The 1728-nt window shown below is 54.3% G+C and carries 2 protein-coding genes; one reads left to right on the top strand and one right to left on the bottom strand.

Annotated elements, in window-relative coordinates:
- Positions 1-121: 121 nt before the first annotated feature.
- Complete coding sequence (locus ACO2Q2_RS17400) at positions 122-946, bottom strand: HNH endonuclease (protein WP_423257510.1); 825 nt, start codon at positions 944-946, stop codon at positions 122-124.
- A 485-nt stretch (positions 947-1431) separates the two neighbouring features.
- On the opposite strand from ACO2Q2_RS17400, the gene ACO2Q2_RS17395 reads away from it, so the two are divergent.
- Positions 1432-1728: hypothetical protein (locus ACO2Q2_RS17395; RefSeq protein ID WP_423257509.1), on the top strand; the 297-nt coding region annotated here is incomplete at its 3' end.

Here is a 1728-nt window from a genome sequence, read left to right as displayed (position 1 = left end):
CGGCTAAATGCGCGACGCGAAGTGCGCGGAATGTCGAAACAGCATCTTCACCCATAGGGTGAACCCGGCATGAGGGCGGAACCCAAGCGCAGCATGGATCCGACCGGGCGAGCTCACGGAATCAGGTCTTTGTAAGCACCTTAATCTCTTCGAGAGACACAAGTTGTAGCCTACGCAAGTGTGCCCGAACGTGATGGTGCCCCGAGCTGTTCCTATTTGAGCGTTCGTGTCCGCTCACCAAGGTGAAGTACCTTGTCTTTATTGCGCCCCATACACGCTCGTGCCCCTTCTCCGGTTCTAGCGCGTGGTGAAAGTCACAAAGCGCGATGAGATTGGATGGCGCGTGTTGCCCACCTTGTGACACGGGTTGTATATGATGAATGTGTAATTCAAGTCTAGACGGACAGCCAGTAACCTGACAGCGAGCACCATCCCTTTTTAGTACGATTTGTCGAAGATACGACCAAAATGGTGGATAGCCAGGCCAATGGTTAAATATGTAAAGAATATTCTGATCTTTGCGTGTTAGTTCCGCAGTCGGATCATGAAAATGTTTTAGAACTGGTGTTGCGGGGCTCGGATTTCTATGCTCCCACGCGTCCTTCTTGCTTAGCCACTCTTGAACTCGGCGTTTGTTAGTCGCATTTTTGGTATAGCCTATAACCAGTAGAATGAATGGCACCACAAGTAACGCGACATTCGCGAATGCCAATAGAGTAGAAAGCCAACCTAACGCAACGAATATACTTTGCTCTGGCTGTACTTCGTACTTGCCTCGGAACCCCTCCCACGCAAGCCTACGCGCCTCCGATGCTATTAGAAACTGCCTACGAATTCTTTCATATTTTTCTGGATAGGAAATTTTGGATACTTCTGCATAGCAGCTATCACACAAGAATGATTTGTCGTTGAGTAGGATTCCGCGTGACCGATTGTTTCCGCACATGACGCAAGGTGTATCCGCATCGTTGGCAGCACCTTGGTTATACGCCTCGTTCCGCTCAATCAGACGCTCCAAATCAACTCGGCTAAGGAATTCTGCCGGGTCGAACTCTGAGTGCCAGCGTTCCTCTGTCATCTTGTACGGCTAACGCTTGAGTTAAGCGGCGGCGGAGCCGTCCGCTTGGACGAGAAGTTAGACGGTTGCGACGAGGTACGCTTGGGCGAGGCTGCTGGCCTGGACGAGCGCAGAACGACGAGCAACCGACCCCCACAAGCTACCAGCTCTGAAAGCGGAGGGCTTGCCGCAATGCCGCGCGAAATGCTGCTGCGGCGAGGGACGACAAGCCAGCGCGAAGCTGGGCGAAACACACGACACGAAAGACCAACACGAGCTACCGACTAACGGCCAAGGTAACCGGCACAAGCCCGCGTAGCGGGCGCAGTGTCCGCGTTGACCGCGTAGTTAGCAGTCGAACACCAGGAACAACAATGGCGAAGTTTGCAACCAATACCAGCGTCAGCACCGAGCGCAGCCGAGCGGAGATCGAAACCGTGTTGCGGCGCTACGGAGCCAGTCATTTTGGCTATGCGAGTTCTCCCGACAAAGCCGTGATCGGCTTTCAGGCAAGCGATAGGCGGGTGAAGTTTATCGTACCAATGCCCGACCCGCATGGGCGCGAGTTTACCCACACTGTGGCGCGTGGAACGCGACGCGATCCGAAGGCTGCCTACGATGAATGGGAGAAGGCTTGCCGCCAACGCTGGCGCTCGCTGGCCCTGTGCATC

The organism is Dyella sp. KRB-257 (genome assembly GCF_049445995.1).
Taxonomy (GTDB): Bacteria; Pseudomonadota; Gammaproteobacteria; order Xanthomonadales; family Rhodanobacteraceae; genus Dyella_A.
This window is presented reverse-complemented; position numbering and strand designations above follow the sequence as displayed.